17 protein-coding genes are annotated in these 16,305 nt (G+C 66.5%); 6 read left to right on the forward strand and 11 right to left on the reverse strand.

Annotated elements, in window-relative coordinates; translation table 11 throughout:
• Positions 1-5 precede the first annotated feature (5 nt).
• Positions 6-752: a pseudouridine synthase gene (locus tag YWC_RS0110435; RefSeq protein ID WP_027865311.1), complete on the forward strand. Its 747-nt coding sequence runs from the start codon at positions 6-8 to the stop codon at positions 750-752.
• A 12-nt stretch (positions 753-764) separates the two neighbouring features.
• On the opposite strand, the gene YWC_RS0110440 is transcribed toward YWC_RS0110435, so the two are convergent.
• Complete coding sequence (locus tag YWC_RS0110440; protein WP_027865312.1) at positions 765-1,013, reverse strand: hypothetical protein; 249 nt, start codon at positions 1,011-1,013, stop codon at positions 765-767.
• Positions 1,014-1,074: 61 nt separating this feature from the next.
• Positions 1,075-1,422, reverse strand: a complete 348-nt coding sequence (locus YWC_RS0110445; RefSeq protein WP_027865313.1) for a GFA family protein — start codon at positions 1,420-1,422, stop codon at positions 1,075-1,077.
• 117 nt (positions 1,423-1,539) lie between these two features.
• On the opposite strand from YWC_RS0110445, the gene YWC_RS0110450 reads away from it, so the two are divergent.
• Positions 1,540-2,070 carry a DUF488 domain-containing protein gene (locus tag YWC_RS0110450; RefSeq protein WP_027865314.1) on the forward strand — a complete coding sequence of 177 codons (531 nt, stop codon included), beginning with the start codon at positions 1,540-1,542 and terminating at the stop codon, positions 2,068-2,070.
• Positions 2,071-2,076: 6 nt separating this feature from the next.
• Here the strand turns inward: YWC_RS0110450 and YWC_RS0110455 are convergent, their stop codons facing one another.
• Genes YWC_RS0110455 through YWC_RS0110470 form a run of 4 tightly spaced genes read right to left on the reverse strand, consistent with a single transcriptional unit; the run spans position 2,077 to position 5,070 of the window.
• Entirely contained in the window at positions 2,077-2,805 is a 729-nt protein-coding gene (locus YWC_RS0110455; RefSeq protein ID WP_027865315.1) for an amino acid ABC transporter ATP-binding protein, read from the reverse strand.
• A 14-nt stretch (positions 2,806-2,819) separates the two neighbouring features.
• Positions 2,820-3,515 carry an amino acid ABC transporter permease gene (locus YWC_RS0110460; RefSeq protein WP_027865316.1) on the reverse strand — a complete coding sequence of 232 codons (696 nt, stop codon included), beginning with the start codon at positions 3,513-3,515 and terminating at the stop codon, positions 2,820-2,822.
• Between the two features lie 19 nt (positions 3,516-3,534).
• Positions 3,535-4,230, reverse strand: coding sequence for an amino acid ABC transporter permease (locus YWC_RS0110465; RefSeq protein WP_027865317.1), 696 nt, complete (start codon positions 4,228-4,230; stop codon positions 3,535-3,537).
• A 9-nt stretch (positions 4,231-4,239) separates the two neighbouring features.
• Complete coding sequence (locus YWC_RS0110470; protein ID WP_027865318.1) at positions 4,240-5,070, reverse strand: ABC transporter substrate-binding protein; 831 nt, start codon at positions 5,068-5,070, stop codon at positions 4,240-4,242.
• A gap of 183 nt (positions 5,071-5,253) precedes the next feature.
• On the opposite strand from YWC_RS0110470, the gene xth reads away from it, so the two are divergent.
• Complete coding sequence (xth, locus tag YWC_RS0110475) at positions 5,254-6,057, forward strand: exodeoxyribonuclease III (protein WP_027865319.1); 804 nt, start codon at positions 5,254-5,256, stop codon at positions 6,055-6,057.
• Between the two features lie 62 nt (positions 6,058-6,119).
• A complete protein-coding gene (locus YWC_RS0110480; protein ID WP_027865320.1) occupies positions 6,120-6,743 on the forward strand; it encodes a LysE family translocator in 624 nt (207 codons plus the stop codon).
• A 135-nt stretch (positions 6,744-6,878) separates the two neighbouring features.
• On the opposite strand, the gene YWC_RS0110485 is transcribed toward YWC_RS0110480, so the two are convergent.
• From YWC_RS0110485 to YWC_RS0110500, 4 genes are all read right to left on the reverse strand, one after another.
• Positions 6,879-9,266, reverse strand: a complete 2,388-nt coding sequence (locus tag YWC_RS0110485; protein ID WP_027865321.1) for a glycoside hydrolase family 31 protein — start codon at positions 9,264-9,266, stop codon at positions 6,879-6,881.
• 101 nt (positions 9,267-9,367) lie between these two features.
• The gene (locus YWC_RS33700; RefSeq protein WP_229413076.1) at positions 9,368-10,435 is read right to left on the reverse strand and encodes a hydroxysqualene dehydroxylase; all 1,068 of its coding nucleotides are present in this window, start codon (positions 10,433-10,435) and stop codon (positions 9,368-9,370) included.
• Entirely contained in the window at positions 10,318-10,794 is a 477-nt protein-coding gene (locus YWC_RS32035) for an FAD-dependent oxidoreductase (protein WP_084416381.1), read from the reverse strand. Before YWC_RS32035 ends, YWC_RS33700 begins: the two co-directional genes overlap by 118 nt.
• Positions 10,795-10,900: 106 nt before the next feature.
• A complete protein-coding gene (locus YWC_RS0110500; RefSeq protein WP_036214022.1) occupies positions 10,901-11,878 on the reverse strand; it encodes an amidohydrolase family protein in 978 nt (325 codons plus the stop codon).
• A 163-nt stretch (positions 11,879-12,041) separates the two neighbouring features.
• Here YWC_RS0110500 and YWC_RS0110505 point away from each other — a divergent pair, with 163 nt between their 5' ends.
• Together YWC_RS0110505 and YWC_RS0110510 are read left to right on the forward strand one after the other, a co-directional pair.
• Positions 12,042-13,556 carry a peptide MFS transporter gene (locus YWC_RS0110505; RefSeq protein ID WP_229413071.1) on the forward strand — a complete coding sequence of 505 codons (1,515 nt, stop codon included), beginning with the start codon at positions 12,042-12,044 and terminating at the stop codon, positions 13,554-13,556.
• Between the two features lie 140 nt (positions 13,557-13,696).
• Entirely contained in the window at positions 13,697-14,908 is a 1,212-nt protein-coding gene (locus tag YWC_RS0110510) for a pyridoxal phosphate-dependent aminotransferase (protein ID WP_051306377.1), read from the forward strand.
• A 10-nt stretch (positions 14,909-14,918) separates the two neighbouring features.
• Here the strand turns inward: YWC_RS0110510 and YWC_RS29035 are convergent, their stop codons facing one another.
• Complete coding sequence (locus YWC_RS29035) at positions 14,919-16,247, reverse strand: hybrid sensor histidine kinase/response regulator (protein WP_229413072.1); 1,329 nt, start codon at positions 16,245-16,247, stop codon at positions 14,919-14,921.
• Positions 16,248-16,305 lie beyond the last annotated feature (58 nt).

The following is a 16,305-nucleotide window of genomic DNA, read 5'->3' on the forward strand; positions in this document are numbered from 1 at the left end:
TCCCGATGACCGAACCTGTCCGCCTTTCCAAACGTATGTCCGAACTCGGCCTGTCCTCGCGCCGCGAAGCCGATGACTGGATCGCCAAAGGCTGGGTGCGCGTGGACGGCAAGGTCGTCTCCGAGCTGGGCAGCAAGGTGCTGCCGCACCAGAAGATCACTGTCGAGCGCCAGGCCGCGGCCGAGCAGTCCAAGCGCGTCACGGTCCTGATCAACAAGCCGGTCGGTTACGTCAGCGGCCAGGCCGAGGACGGCTACAAGCCGGCCGTCACCCTGATCAAGCCGGAGAACCGCTGGCCGGACGACCCTTCGCCCGAGCAGTTCCACCCGACCCAGTTGCGCAGCCTGGTCCCGGCCGGGCGCCTGGACATCGACTCGGTCGGTCTGCTGGTACTGACCCAGGACGGCCGCATCGCCAAGCAGCTCATTGGCGAAAACAGCGCGGTCGACAAGGAATACCTGGTGCGGGTGCAGTACACCAAACCGGGCACGCTGCCGGACGCGGACCTGAAAAAGCTCAACCACGGCCTGTGGATGGATGGCAAGCCGCTGCTGCCGGCCAAGGTGCGCTGGCAGAACGAGGATCAGCTCAGCTTTACGCTGAGGGAAGGCCGCAAGCGCCAGATCCGCCGCATGTGCGACATGGTCGGGCTGAAGGTGCTCGGCCTGAAGCGGGTGCGCATCGGCAAGGTGAAACTGGGCGATCTGCCGCCGGGGCAGTGGCGCTACCTGCGCCCCGACGAGCAGTTCTGAGGGCTGCCGGCCTTATTGGCCGACGCAGATGATCCTGGTGTCGTACTCCTGGGCATTGCCCTTCTTTTGCTTCGCCCACAGGATCACCTCTTCGGCTTCGGCGACCGTCATCACGGTCGCTTTTTCCTTGTTCCGGATAAAGGACACGCCTTCGAACTTGCCCTCCTTGCTGCGCATGACCTTGGCAAATACGGGGGGTTTATTGCCTTCGTCGGTGCGCTTGTTTTGCTGGACGAGGTAACGCTGGTCGATGTTTTCCATGCTGGTGTACGTGTGGGAATCGGGGGCGCATTGTACGGGGTAAGGACGTTTGGCGCGAAATTCAGTGCGAGCGCCCGTCGTAATGGTGCACCGGGACGCTGTCCAGGTCGAGGTTCTCGACACAGCGCAGGTTCACCGCCGCCATCGCATTTCCCTTCGGATCGACTCCCTCGCCATAAGGATGGATACCGCAGTTCGGGCAGAAGCGGTGCTTGATCACGTGCTGGTTGAAGGTGTAGGTGCTGGCCGCCTCTTCCGGTGTCTTGAGACGCAGCTTGTCGCGCGCGACAAACCATAGCAGCGAACCCTTGCGCCTGCAGATCGAGCAGTTGCAGGCCAGCGCGCCGTCGATTTCCCCTTCCGCCTCGAACGCCACCTGCCCGCAGTGGCAGCTTCCTTCGTAGATCATCGTCATCTCCTCGTTGCCGTTGTCGAACCGGCATAACGCTATCACATCCGCAGTTGCGCGCCGCAAAACGGGCCAGCGGGCGACAATGGCCGCGACCCAATCGAGGAGGAGTGAAGCATGGAAGCGGTCTACACGATCGGCCACTCGAACCGCCCGATCGAGGAATTCATCGGCCTGCTGCGCGAGCACGGCATCGAACGCGTGCTCGACATCAGGACCGTCCCCAAGTCGCGCCACAACCCGCAGTTCGGGCAGGACCAGCTGCCGGAGTCGCTGGCCCAGGCAGGCATCGGCTACGAGTACATCCGCGAACTGGGCGGCCTGCGCAAGGCGCGCAAGGATACGCCGAACGGCGCCTGGCGCAATGCATCGTTTCGCGGCTATGCGGACCACATGCAGTCGCCGGAATTCAACGAGCACGTCGACATCGTGGCGCGCATGGCGCAGTCGACTCGCTGCGCGCTGATGTGCGCCGAGGCCGTGCCCTGGCGCTGCCACCGCTCGATGGTGGCGGACGCGCTGGCGGCGCGCGGCGTGCCGGCCGAGCACATCATCAACAAGGGCAAGACCAAGCCGCATACGCTCACGCCTTTCGCCCGGGTCAGCGGAACACAGATCCTGTATCCGCCCGAAGCGCCAACGGAATAAGGCCGCTCAGACGCGCCGGCGATCGGCCAGGAACTGCCGGGCGCGCGGGTGCTGCGGATGGGTGAAGAAGTCTTCCGGCTTGGCGCGCTCGAGGACCTGCCCTTCGCTCATGAAGATGACCCGGTCCGCGACCTCGCGTGCGAAACCCATCTCGTGGGTCACGCACACCATGGTCATGCCCTGCCCCGCCAGCGAACGCATCACTCCCAGCACCTCCCCCACCATCTCCGGGTCGAGTGCGCTGGTCGGCTCGTCGAACAGCATGATCGGCGGGCGCATCGCGAGCGCGCGGGCGATCGCCACGCGCTGCTGCTGGCCGCCCGAGAGCGCATTCGGGTAGGCGTCACGCTTGTGCGCCAGGCCGACCTGTTCCAGCAGTTGCATGGCGTATTCGCGCGCTTCCTTCGGCGTGGATCGTTTGAGGTTGACCGGCGCCAGCGTGCAGTTCTCCAGCACCGTCAGGTGCGGGAACAAATTGAAGTGCTGGAATACGAAGCCGATGCCGGCGCGGAGCAGATTGACGTCGAGCCCCTTGGCATGGATGTCGCGGCCGTCGATGGCGATGCTGCCGCCATCGATTTCTTCCAGCCGGTTGAGAGTGCGGATCAGGGTCGACTTGCCGGAGCCGGAGGGGCCGCACACGACCACGACTTCGTTCTTCTCCACGCGTTCGCTGACATCGCGAAGCGCATGGTAATCGCCGTACCACTTGTTGACTTTATCGAGAACGATCATCGTTCACACCCTTTTTATTGAAGCTGCACGGCGCGCTTGCTTGACAAGCGGCGCTCGAGCAGGAAGGCCAGGCGGGACAGGCCGAAACAGAGGATGAAATAGGTCAGCGCCAGGATCAGGTACACCTCGACCGCCTGCGTGAACACCAGGGTATTCACTTGGGTGGCGATGAAGGACACTTCCGACAGGCCGATGATGTAGCCGAGCGAGGTCGCCTTGATGGTCGAGACCAGCTGGCTGACGATCGAGGGCAGGCCGTTGCGCAAGGTCTGCGGCAGCACCACCAGGCGCAGCGCCTGCGGGTAGGACAGGCCCAGCGAGCGGGCGCTTTCCAGCTGCCCTTTTGGAAGCGCGCGGATGCCGCTTGCGACGATCTCGGCCAGGTAGATGCCGTCGAACAGCACCAGCACCATCAGCATGGTAGTCGCCTGCCCGGTCTTGACGCCGGTGACGGCCGGGAGGAAGAAGTAGACCCAGAACACCACCAGCAGCAGCGGCACGGCGCGCACCAGCTGCACGAGCGCGGCCGTCGGCCAGCGGATCGCGCGGCGGCTGCTCACGCGCGCCACGCCCAGCAGCAGGCCGAGCGGCATCGCCAGCAGCAGCGCGCCAAGCGACAGCAGCACGGTCAGCGCCAGGCCGCCCAGCGGGCCTTCCGGATACTGGCCGACCAGGAAATACAGCCAGTAGGTGTCGATGAGTTCAATCATTGCGTTCAGCACGGGAGCCTCATGCCGGACGGACCGGATAGCGCCGCTGGAACAGCCAGGCGGCGAAGGAAATCAGGAGCGACACGCTCAGGTAGGCCAGGGTTGCGAAGCTGAAGGCTTCCAGGCTGCGGAAGCTGCTGGTTTCCACGCGCGCGGCCTGGTACATCAGTTCGGCGGCGCCGATGACGGTGGCCACGCTGGTGTCCTTCCACAGGTTGACGGTCTGCGACAGCAGCGGCGGGGTCGCCGCGCGGAAGGCCTGCGGCAGCATCACCAGGCGCACGCTGGCGAAGCGGCCCAGGCCCAGCGAACGGGCGGCCTCCAGCTGGCTGGTCGGCACGGCGCGGATGCTGCTGCGGATGTCTTCGGCCATGTGCACGCCGCTGTACAGCGACAGCGCGATCACGGCGCACACGGCTTCCGGGTTGTGCGCGTACAGGAATTCGCGCGCCCCCTCGGGCAGCAGCTCGGGGAAGGCGAAATACCAGAACAGCAGGTGCGCCAGCAGCGGCACGTTGCGAATCGCTTCGATAATTGTCGAAGCGATTGCGCGCGCCAGCGCGAAGCCGGATGTGCGCATCACGGCGAGCAGTGCGCCGAACGGCAGGGCAATCACGAAACTGGCCGCCGTCAGCTGGAGCGACAGGATGAGACCCTGCACCAGCCAGTCATGGTACTGGCCGGATTGCAGGATGCTGGGGTCGAAAAACTGCAAGGTTCGGACTTAGATCTTGTCGGTGCTGATCTTGAAGCTGCGCTTGGCGATGTTGGGGCGGGTGCCCGGGCCATACCACTTGTTGAACAGCTTCTCGGCTTCGCCGCTCGCTTCCAGGCCGCGCAGGGTCTCGTCGACCACCGCCTTCAGGTTCTTCTCGCCCTTGCGCAGGCCGAGCGCGATCGATTCGACGCCGATGCTGGTCGGCAGGATGGTGAAGCCCTTGGCGGCCGCGCCCAGCTTGCCGTAGTCGGCCAGCAGCGAGGATTCGTCGTTGACGTAGGCAACGCCCTTGCCCTGGCGCAGGGCCTGGAAGGCCTGCTGGGTGTTCTCGAAGGTGACCACTTCCACGTTCGGCACGGCCTTGCGGATGTTGGTTTCCTGGGTGCCGCCGCGGACCGTGACGACCTTCTTGCCGGCCAGCTGGGGCAGCGCGGTGATGCCGCTACCGGCGCGCACCATGACCTTCGAGCCGGTCACGAAGTGGGTCAGCGCGAAGTCCACCTGCGATTCGCGTTCCTTGTTGTGGGTGAGCGTGGCGGCCAGCACGTCGACATGGCCCTGCTGCAGCTCCGGGATGCGGGCCGACACCGACATCTGCTTGAACCTGGGCGTGACGCCGATCTTCTTCGCGACCGCGGTGGCGATGTCGATCTCGTAACCCACCAGCTGGCGGGTCTTCGGGTCAATGAAGCTGTTCGGCTCGTCGGTGCCCAGCACGCCGAACACGATCTCGCCTTTCTTCTTGATGTCCGCGAGCTGGTCGGCCTGTGCAGCGGACGCAAACATGGTGGCGGACAGGGCGACTGCGCCAATGAGGATGTGACGGCGGGTGAACATGTTCTTCTCCAGACTACAAAATTCAATCGGTAGAGTATACGGCATGATCTTGCATGGCCGAACGATCAATTAGCCATAAGAAAATGCGCTCTCGACTATAAGCACCGAGAAATCTTCAGTCACCCATGTTGACGCTTCGGCATGCTAGAGTGGCAAGCATCAAAGGATGTGTGGGGAATCAAGATGCTGGTTGTTACCTATAACGTCAACGGAATCGGTGCGCGCATCAGCGCCCTGATTGACTACCTCGAAGAACGCCGCCCGGACGTGGTCTGCCTGCAGGAGCTGAAGGCGCCGCAGGAGAAATTCCCGGAGGCGGCGATCCGCGACGCCGGCTACCACGCGATCTGGCACGGCCAGAAGAGCTGGAACGGCGTCGCCATCCTGACCCGCGACGGCCCCGCCCAGGAGCTGCAGCGCGGCCTGCCGGGCGACCCGACGGACGAGCAGAGCCGCTACATCGAGGCGGTCTACCAGGGCCTGGTCGTCTGCGGCCTGTACCTGCCGAACGGGAATCCGGCGCCCGGCCCGAAGTTCGACTACAAGCTGGCCTGGTTCGAGCGGCTGATCGCGCGCGGCGCCGAACTGCTCGAAGCCAGGGTGCCGGTCGTGATGTGCGGCGACTTCAACGTGATCCCGACCGAGCTCGACGTCTACAAGCCGGAGCGCTGGGTGGACGACGCCCTGTTCCGCCCCGAATCGCGCGCCGCCTTCGAACGCCTGATGTCGCAGGGCTGGACCGACTCGCTGCGCACGCTGTACCCGGACCAGGTGATCTACACCTTCTGGGATTACTTCCGCAACGCCTTCGGGCGCGATGCCGGCATCCGCATCGACCACCTGCTGCTCAGCCCTGCCCTGGCGCCGGCGCTGCGCGCCGCGGGCGTCGACAAGTTCCAGCGTGCGAAAGAAAAGCCGAGCGACCACGCGCCGACCTGGGTCGAACTGGACATGGATGCGGTCGTGCAGCCGAAAGGGAAACGCTGAGCAGCGGCGACCATGTAAGGGATTTGCGTTAAGATAATAGTTTGCACTTAGACTATTTTCCCATGCTCAGCCCTGAACAATTCCTCGGCTTCCTTGCAGCCGCTCTCATCATCACGCTCTCACCTGGTCCCGACAACATGATGGTGCTGAGCGTCGGCATCGCGAAAGGCCGTGCGCGCGGCATCGCCTTCGGCATCGGGTGTGCACTGGGTTGCCTGTTTCATACCCTGCTGGCCGTCGTCGGTGTGAGCGCCTTGATCGCGGCCTCGCCCACGGCCTTCACCGCGCTCAAAGTCGCCGGCGGGCTCTATCTGATCTGGATGGGTGTTCAGGCGCTGCGCAGCCGCGGCGGCGCACAAGTGGCGGGCGGCGTGCCGGACGAATCCGCGCGCCAGCTGTTCTTCAAGGGTTTGATCGCCAATGCCATCAACCCGAAGGTGGTGCTGTTCTTCCTCTCCTTTTTGCCGCAGTTCGTGGTGGCTTCGCGCGGGGATGCGAACTGGCAGATCGCGTCGCTGGGACTGATCTTCACCGCACAGGCGGCCGTGCTGTTCGGGCTGCTGGGCTACTTTTCCGGCGCGATCGGGCAGTGGCTGAACCGCACGCCGCGCGCCGGGATGTGGCTGGATCGGATCGCCGGCGCCATTTTCGTCGGCCTGGGCCTGCGCCTGATCGTGGCGCGTTGATACCTCAATCTCTGCCCGCACCGTTAGCCCGTCGCTCCGGCGAAGGCCGGAGCCCAAGTTTGTTCGCGATTCGCTGGCATAACTTGGGTCCCGGCCTGCGCCGGGACGACAGTCTACAGTGTAGCAACTACGAGCTCAGAGCGTAATCGCCACCTTGCTTGCTGGCTGCTTGCGCGCCGCCAGCGGCACTTCCAGCAGCTTGTGGCGGCTGTTCCAGCTGAAGGCCACGGTACGACCGTCCACCGTCACGGCGCGCGGCTTCTTCTCCACGTTGTGCACCTTGAGCGCGAAACCGCGCTCGGCAGGCAGCAGCGCCTTGCCGGTTTCGGTCTGCAGGCCGACCTCGAGCTTGCCGTTCGCATAGCTGCTGGCGAAGCGCACGATCTCGTACTTGCCCTTGGCGTAGGCGTCGGCTGTTTCGCCGTCGTCGTCGTACATTCTGCCCTCGGCGCTGGCGACGCTGGCGTCATGGTAGTAGTGCAGGTCGATGTGGCGCGTCGAGTAGTCGCGCGTGGTCTGCACCACCTTCGCCATCGGGATGAAAGCGCCGGCGCGGACGTACACCGGGATGTGCGCCTCTTCGGGCTTGACCACCTCGGTGATGCCGCCCCGGTGCTTCTCGCCGGTGTGGAAATCGAACCAGACACTGTCCTTGACCGGGAAGTGCACTTCCTTGCGGGTCGCGCCCGGTTCCACGATCGGCGCCACCAGGAAGTCCCGGCCCCACAGGTAGGTCGAGGACATCGTGGTCGCCTCGTCTTCCTCGAACAGCACCGGACGCATCAAGGGCATGCCGGTCTGGCTGTTCTCGAAACCGAGCGTGTAGTTATACGGCAGCATCGCATAGCGCAGCCAGACAGCTTCGCGCGCCAGCACCTTGGTGCGCTCGGAGCGGAACACCGGCTCCGGCGCCACTTCGGCCTGCGCGTGGGGGCGGAAGATCGGCTGGAACACGCCGTACTGCAGCCAGCGCACGTACAGCTCGTCGTCCAGCACGGGACCCGCAAAACCGCCCAGGTCCGAGTGCATGTAGCCCAGGCCCTGCATGCCCATCTGGAGCGAGATCTCCATCTGCGATTGCAGCCCCCCCCAGCCGCGGCTGACGTCGCCCGACCACGGGATCATGCCGAAGCGCTGCGAGCCCGAATAGCCGGCGCGCATCAGGATGAAGGGGCGCTCGTTCGGGAAGTCCTTCCGGTAGCCCTCCGCGATCAGGCGCGCCCAGTCGTGGCCGTAGACGTTGTGGACCTGGTCGGCAGTCTTTCCTCCACCGTGCCGCACCCAGGACGGATGCACTTCCGGCTCGCCCAGGTCGCCCCACCAGCCGCCTACGCCGCCGATCTTGAGCTCCTTGTAGATGTTCCAGAACCAGTCGCGGCCCTGCTGGGTGTACAGGTCGACCAGGCCGGTGTTCCCGAAGTAGAAGTCGTAGGTGGCCGGCTTGCCGGCGGAATCAAGCGCCAGCACCTTCTGCTGCACCGCTTCCTGCCAGCGCGACGAGGTCGTCAGGACGAAAGGCTCGGTGATGACGATGGTCTTCACGCCCTTCTTGTCGAAATCGGCCATCATTTTCTCGGCGGTCGGGAAGGTGTCGCGGTCCCAGGCCAGGTTGCCCATCGTGCCCTTGACCTCCTTGCCGAACCAGTACAGGTCGAGTACCACGGCGTCGAGCGGGATCTTCTCGGCGGCGAAACGGTCGACCACGGCGCGGGTTTCAGCCTCGCTCTTGTAGCCGAAGCGGCTCGCGAAATTGCCGAAGGCCCAGCGCGGCGGCAACGGCTGGCGTCCGGTCAGGCTCGTATAGTTGGCCATGACCTCAGGCCAGCTGTCGCCGGCTACCACCTGGTAGGTCTTGCGCCCGCCGATCACTTCGTAGCGCAGCGTGCCGTCCTTGCGGCTGTCGAAGTCGAGGAAGCCTACCTGCGGGTTGTCGAAGTGGATCGCATACTTTTTCGAGGACAGCGCGACCGGGATCGTGTAGTTGAGCAGCGTCGAGGTCTTGCCGTAGCCGTAGTCGGCCTTGTTGTAGAGCTGGAAGCGGTTGCCGCGGCGGTTCATGCCGACCGCGCGCGCACCGGCGCCGTACAGGGCCTCGCCGTCGTCCAGCGCGAACTCGATGGTCTCGAACTTGTCAGCCTTGGCGTAACCGCCCTTCTCCGCCACCAGCGGCTTGCCTTTGTACAGGTAGCTGATGCGGAAAGGCTTGCGGTCGACCACGACCGTGATGCCCGGGGTGGCGAATTCGATCCGGTTCCCTTCGGCCTTGAGGCTGGCCTGGATGCCGGCGGGCGGCAGCACCACCGCGTGCGAGGCCGGGTCGTGCTGCTGGCCATTCGGGATAAATGTAGTCTCGACTACATGGGCCGAATACGGCTTGATCAGGTAGCGGCCGTCACTGGTGGCCAGCTCCAGCGTGTTCCGGTTGAGGGTATGGCCTTGCAGCTGGCGCTCGGCATTCTGAGCGTAGGCGATGGGACTGGCCATCAGGCACAGGAGAAGCCGGGCGATCGTGGTTTTCGTCATGGGGTCTCGGTTGTTGTCGTTGGTCGCAACCGAGAGCATGACAGAAATTCGCCAGCTGAAAAAGTGGCAATGTAATTAAATTACAGCCGCGCCGACCAAGATCAGGGGATGGTGCGCCCCGGCACCATGGTTCGCACCAGCCCGGCGAGGTCGTCGTACATGCGTGCTTCGATCGCGAGACGGGCGCGAATACCGCGTTCCTCGAGCACCTGCTCGGCCGCGATGTAGCCGGACTTCGTCGCCCCCTCCATCGTGCACGGCATCACGGTACGGGTCCAGTCGCCGGCCAGGGTCAGGCCGGGGATGGGGGATCGCGCCGGCAGGCGCATGCCTTCGAAACCCACCGTCGGGCACGGGATCGCCATCGGCACCCGGTGCACGTCGGCGTGCAGCAGGCGGGAATGGGCGGCGCGCGGCGCGATCTCGGCCAGCTCCTCCACCGTGCGGCGCACGATCTCGGCGTCGCCCAGGTGGTGGGCGCGGTGGCTGTAGATGATGTTGCTGGCGATGACAGTCGGGCGGCCGCGCCAGCCCTGGCGGATCTGGGTCAGGTCGTAGAAATCGTAGTTCAGGCGTCCCGGGGACCACAGGTGCGTGGCGAAGCGCTCCGCCCCGATGTCGCGGTCGAACCAGAGGTAGACACAGACATAGGGGCTCGGCTCGAAGCGCGGCAGCACGTGGAAAGGCGCGCGCCCGCGCCAGTCGGTGGGCAGCACCGCCTCCAGGTCCTGCGGCGGCAGCGCGCTGACCACCTGCTGCGCCGGGATGTGGGTGCCGTCGGCCAGCACCACGCCGTCCACGCGCTCGCGGCCCGCCAGGTAAGCCACGCCGCGGCCCTTGATCACCCGTCCGCCGGCGCGCTCGATGACGCGCGTTGCCTGCTGCGTGTACAGCTCGCCCAGGCCAAGCTTGGCGAAGCCGAAATGCTGGCCGCGGTAACCGCTCAGCTGGGCATGGATGCGCATCAGGGAAGCCGCCGACACGCGTTCGAGCGGGACGTTGGTGACCACCATGGAGGCGAAGCGCCACCACCAGTCGATCAGGTCTTCGGTCACGCCCAGCGAACGGAAGTAGTCGAGGCCGGAGATGCGGTCGCGCCCGGGGACCTGCTCCTCGCCGAAGCGCATGCCGCGCCAGCCGGTCGGCGCCATCGACAGGTAGTCGCGCAGACCCAAGCCGGCGCCCCGAGGATGCTGGGGCCGAGGCTGAGCGGCGCCGGCAAGGGATAGTGGCGCAGGACGGTGGGCTTGGGCTTGCTGGCCACGCTCAGGACCTTGCCGGGCTGCCAGCAAATCAGGTCGCGGGTGCCGAGGCGCTCGAGCAGCGCCAGCATGTTGTGGTATTCGGAGTGGAAGATGTGCGGCCCGATGTCGACCACGTCGCCCGTCACCGGCTCGCGCCAGCAGCTGGCGCGCCCGCCCAGCCTGTTCGAGCGCTCGACCACCGTCACCGCGATCCCGTGGTCCGCCAGCGCCACCGCGCAAGCCAGGCCCGCCAGCCCTCCCCCGATCACCGCTACCTGAGTCATCCGTTTCCTTCCCCGTGGCCGCACATGCCGCCTTTGCGTGAGCGGCCAGTGTTGGGGAAGCAGGCCCGTCCTTCGGTTAGGGCGCGCACACAAGACGGCGAAAACCCTAGCGCAGGTAGGACATCACGTTGTTCGCCACCCGCGCCGCTTCGGCATCGGTGAGCGGCAGGCTGCGGAAGGCCGCCCAGGCCTCGCGCGGGCGCACGTCCATGCCGATCTCGGCGTCCGAGCCGTACAGCACCCGCCCCATGCCGACCTGGCGCAGGCGCCGCACCAGGCGGCGCGCGTCGGCGGCCGACAGGCCGGGGCGGGCAAAGGCCGTGACGTCGACCCAGACGTGGCGCATGCGCGGATCCTGGCGCGCGGCGGCATCGGCCAGCACCGCCAGCGCGGCCAGCTGCGGCGAGGCGTCGCGCGCGCCGGCTTTGTCGCCCGTATACGCGACCTGGACCGGAACGTCGGGCGCATGCGGCAACAGTTGCTCAAGCAGCAGGCGCGCCTCGCCTACGCCGGTCTCCTGCAGCTGCAGGACGATCGCCATGCCGCGCGCATTGGCCGAGCGGAATACGCGGCGCAGGCGCTCGACCTGCTGCGGGTCGTCCAGCAGGGCGCCGCCCGAAGCCGGCTGCAGCTTGATGCCGCGCCCGAACTCCGGGCTCGCGGCGCAGCGCGCCAGTTCGGCCAGTGCATAGTCCCTGAGCGGGTCGACGCTGCACAGCGCCACCAGCCGTTCGGGATATTCGGCAGCCTGGCGCGCGGCCCAGTCGTTCTCGGCACGCACCCGCGCATACTCTTCCGCGAGCGAGCGCGCCGGCTGTCCGTAGACATAGGCGACCGACAGCACGGCGGCGCGTTCGATGCCGGCCGCATCCAGCTGCGGGATCAGGTCCTGCGCCGACACCGGATGCATGGCGCTGGTGGCCGACATGAAGGCCGCCGCCGCCGGGCTGTAGACATACTGGTGGTGGTCGGCCACCGGCATCGCAGCCGGAACCGGGCGCGCCGGCGCCGCGGGAGCGGCGCTCGCTACGCCGCTCCATGCCAGCCACGCGGCGGCGCACCACAGGACGGGAAGACGCTTCATACATATACCTCGCGCGAAAAATGCCGGCCCGTTTGAGCCAGGCAAAACGCCATGTTATCGCATTGGCAGCAACGCCTGTCAAGATTGCATCTTCCATGTGCCTGGCGTAGGATCGCCCGATCCGTGCCGGTATTCCCGCCGCCCGTCCTTACAAGGGAGAGACATGAAGAACGACATGCCGCCACAAGCGGCCCACCCCGTGAGCCAGACCCGCGCCTTCCTCACGATTGCCCTGATCGAACTGTGGGAGCGCTTCGGCTACTACGGCATGCAGGCGCTGATCGTGTATTTCATGGTCCAGCGCCTCGGCTTCGAAGACAGCCGCGCCAACCTGGTCTGGGGCGCGGCGGCCGCGCTGATCTACGTGGCCCCGGCCATCGGCGGCTGGGTCGGCGACAAGGTGCTGGGCACGCGGCGCTGCATGATCCTGGGCGCGCTCATCCTCACCCTCGGCTACGCCCTGATGGCGGTGCCGACCACCAACACCTGGATGACCTTCTCCGCGCTGGGCGTGATCGTGGTCGGCAACGGCCTGTTCAAGCCCAACACCGCCAACCTGGTGCGCAAGATCTACGAAGGCGACGATTCCAAGATCGACAGCGCCTTCACCATCTATTACATGGCGGTGAACGTCGGCTCGACCTTCTCGATGCTGGCCACGCCCTGGATCAAGGACTACGTCAACGCGGCCTATGGCGGCAACCTCGGCTGGCACGTGGCCTTCGCGGTGTGCAGTGTCGGCCTGACGGTCGGCCTGCTGACGGTCGGCCTGCTGCGCAAGACCATCGGCCACATCGGCTCGCCGCCGGACGCGGAGCCGCTGCGCGTGAACCGCCTGCTGGCGGTACTGGCGGGCGGCGTGGTGGCCGTCGCCGCCTCGGCCGTCATCCTCGAGTACCGCGACCTGGCGCGCGCCTTCGTGTACGTGGCCGGCTTCGTCGTGCTCGGCATTTTCGTCCACCTGATCCGCAGCAGCCAGCCGAACGAGCGCGCCGGCCTGATCGCGGCCCTGGTATTGACCCTGCAGACCGTGTTCTTCTTCATCTTCTACCAGCAGATGTCGACCTCGCTGTCGCTGTTCGCCCTGCGTAACGTCGACCTGGAGTTCACCGTGCTCGGCGCCCACTTCTGGACCTGGTCGCCGGCCCAGTTCCAGGCGCTCAACGCGATCTGGATCATGGTCTTGAGCCCGGTGCTGGCCCTGCTCTACACCCGCGCCGGCAACAGCGGCAAGGACCTGTCGATCGCCGCCAAGTTCGCGCTCGGCTTCGCCGTGGTGGCAGCCGGCTTCTTCACCTACGGGGTCGCCGGCGCGTTCGCCGTGAACGGCCTGACCTCGTCGTGGATCATGATCGCCGGCTATGGCCTGTACTCGCTGGGCGAGCTCCTGGTGAGCGGCCTGGGCCTGGCCATGATCGCCCGCTACGTGCCGGCGCGCATGGGCGGCTTCATGATGGGCGCGTACTTCGTCGCCGTCGGCATTTCGCAGTACCTGGGCGGTGTGGTGGCGAACCTGGCCGCGGTGCCGCAGGGCATGACGGACCCGCTGCAGACCTTGCCGGTCTATACTGGGCTGTTCAACAAGCTGGGCATCGCGGCGATCGGCTGCACGCTGATTGCGCTGGCGGCACTGCCGCTGATGCGCAGGTTGACGGCGACACATCACGCGCACCAGTAGGGTGGTCGGCTCTGCCGACCGCGCGTTCAACTCCCCCGGGAATTGATGCGGCGCGACTGTTCACGAACTGCTTGAACGCGTGGGCGGCGAAGCCGCCCACCCTACGGTAAGATGGCGGATCAGATTTTACGGATTCCGGCATGTCTACCACTTCCCCCACCGAAACCCAGGCCCTGCGCGCCCTCCAGGTCGCCCAGCGCGTCCACGCCATCGAACCCTTCCGCGTCATGGAGATGGTAAAAGCCGCCGGCGAAATGAAGCGCAGCGGCATCGACGTCATCAGCATGAGCGTCGGCGAACCCGATTTCACCGCCCCGGACATCGTCGCCCATGCGGCGATGGTAGCCATCAAGGGCGGCGTGACCCAGTACACCGATTCGCTCGGCCTGCGCGAGCTGCGCGAAGCGATCTCCGGCCACTATGCCGCCACCCACGGGCTCGACATCGACCCGCGCCGCATCGTCGTCACCGCCGGGGCCTCCGCCGGCCTGCTGCTGGCCTGCGCCGCCCTGGTGGCCGATGGCGACGAGGTCCTGATGCCGGATCCCTGCTATCCCTGCAACCGCCATTTCGTCTCCGCCTTCGGCGGCAAGCCGGTGCTGGTGCCGTCGGGCAGCGCGGAGCGCTACCAGCTGAACGCCGCCCACGTCGAAGGACACTGGAACGAGCGCACGCGCGGCGTGCTGGTCGCCTCGCCCTCGAACCCGACCGGCACCTCGATGACGCCGGAACAGCTGCGCGGCATGCTGGCCGCCGTCCGTGCACGCGGCGGCTTCGCCATCATCGACGAGATCTACCAGGGCCTGTCCTACGACCACAAGCCGGTCAGCGCCCTCGCGTTTGAGCCGGACGTCATCACCGTCAACAGCTTCTCGAAATACTTCAGCATGACCGGCTGGCGCCTCGGGTGGCTGGTGGTGCCCGACGCCCTGGTGCCGACCTTCGAGAAGCTGGCGCAGAACCTGTTCATCTGCGCACCGACCGTGGCCCAGCAGGCCGCCCTGGCCTGCTTCACCCAGGAAGCGCTCGCCATCTACGAGGAGCGCCGGCGCGAATTCCAGCGCCGCCGCGATTTCCTGGTGCCGGCCCTGCGCGAGCTCGGATTCGGGGTGCCGGTGATGCCGGACGGCGCCTTCTACGTGTATGCCGACATCGCGGCCCTGCCGCATGCGCATGCCGGGGACAGCACCGCCTTTGCCTGGTCGGTGCTGCGCGACGCGCATGTGGCGATCGTGCCGGGGGACGATTTCGGTTTTGCCGCGCCGGCAAGGCACGTGCGCTTCTCGTACGCGACGCGCCTGGAGCGCATCGAGGAAGCGGTGGAGCGCCTGGCGCGCGTGCTCGGCCGTTGAGTGGGACGGCTCAGGCCTGGTGAATCTCGCGCGCCTCGCCGACCAGCTCGAGCAGGATGTCGGGCGCGGCCGGCTTGACCAGGTAGCGGTCGAAACCGGCGCCGAATGCGCGCTCGCGGTCTTCACCCTGGCCGTAGCCGGACAGGGCGATCGCAAACGGGGCCCGCCCATGCGGCTGCTCACGGCGCAGCTGCGCCATGATTTCCAGGCCATCCATGACCGGCAGGCCGATGTCGCAGATCAGAATGTCGTAGCGGCGTGCCTGCGCCGCCTCCAGGCCGGCGCGCCCGTCATAGGCGACGGCGACTTCATGGCCGGCCAGTTCGAGCAGCATGCGCAGGGTATCGCAAGCATCCACGTTGTCTTCGATGAGCAGGATGCGGCAGGCGCCGTCCGCGGCGCTCGGCCCGGCCGGCATATCCACCACCGGCGCAGCCGCGCTGGACAGCGGCAGTCGGACCGTGAAGCTGCTGCCCTTCCCTTCGCCGGCGCTGTCGGCCGTGACGCTTCCGCCGTGCATGCCGACCAGGTTGCGCACCACGTTCAGGCCGATACCGAGGCCGCCCTCCGAGCGGGCCAGCGAACGCGGCCCCTGGATGAACAGGTTGAAGACCTGGGGCAGCATCTCGGGGGCGATCCCGGAACCGTTGTCGCTCACCGCGACCACCACTTCCTGGCCCGCGCGCCAGGCGCGCAGCGCGATCTGGCCGCCGTCGGCGGTGTACTTCGACGCATTGCCGAGCAGGTTGGCGAACACCTGGGTCAGGCGCACCGGGTCGCCGTCGATGGTGAGTACGTCGTCGGGCAGCTCGACATCGAGGCGCTGGCCGCGTTCGCGGACGCGCGGCGCCACCGTTTCGACCGCCTGGTCGAGGGCGGCGGTCAACGCCATGGGGCGCACCGACAGGGTGATCTTGCCGCTGCTGATGCGCGCGGCGTCGAGCAGGTCGTCGAGCAGGCGCGCCATGTGGTCGACCTGGCGCCTGACCACGCCGGCGACGTGGGCCAGCTGCGGCGAGGATCCACCGACGCTTCCCATCAGGCTGGCCGCCATGCTCAGCGGCGCCAGCGGATTGCGCAGCTCGTGCGCCAGCATGGCGAGGAATTCGGTCTGGCGGCGGTTGGTGGCTTCGGCCAGGTCGCGCAGCGACTGGGCGCTGACGGTGGCCATGACCAGGTGTTCGTTGGCTTCGCGCAGCTGTTCGACCTGGGCTTCGAGCAGGGTGTGCTCGCGCGCCAGCACGCGGGCGTGCGAGAGCTCGGCTTCGAGGACGGCGATGCGTTGCTGCAGTTCCTGCTCGCGCAGCAGACCGCCAAGGGAAGGGTTGTCTTCGCCCATCAGGGAACGTTGTACCGAGCCAGCATTTGATTCATTGAACGTCCCCATGATGGATGTT

It is taken from the genome of Massilia alkalitolerans DSM 17462, from assembly GCF_000427785.1.
Taxonomy (GTDB): Bacteria; Pseudomonadota; Gammaproteobacteria; order Burkholderiales; family Burkholderiaceae_D; genus Telluria; species Telluria alkalitolerans.